The sequence below is a fragment of the Microvirga antarctica genome (assembly GCF_017921815.1).
In the GTDB taxonomy this organism is placed as follows: Bacteria; Pseudomonadota; Alphaproteobacteria; order Rhizobiales; family Beijerinckiaceae; genus Microvirga; species Microvirga antarctica.
The window spans coordinates 1-288 of record NZ_JAGEMM010000112.1; the positions used below are offsets into that span (position 1 = coordinate 1).

General features: G+C 52.4%; 1 pseudogene. It reads left to right on the top strand.

What is annotated here, in order from left to right:
• Positions 1–15: 15 nt before the first annotated feature.
• A pseudogene (gene pgi / locus J4G32_RS21075) lies at positions 16–288 on the top strand (glucose-6-phosphate isomerase); the annotation flags it as partial.

Consider the following 288-nt stretch of genomic DNA (forward strand, 5'->3'; position numbering starts at 1 on the left):
CCGTATAAAAACCATCTGAACATGCACTTCGTCTCTAACGTTGATGGCACCCACATCGCTGAAGTGCTGAAAAAAGTGAACCCGGAAACCACGCTGTTCCTGGTCGCTTCTAAAACTTTCACCACCCAGGAAACCATGACCAACGCCCACAGCGCGCGCGACTGGTTCCTGAAAAGTGCAGGCGATGAAAAACACGTGGCGAAACACTTTGCTGCGCTCTCCACCAACGCCAAAGCGGTCGGCGAATTTGGTATCGACACGGCCAATATGTTCGAGTTCTGGGACTGG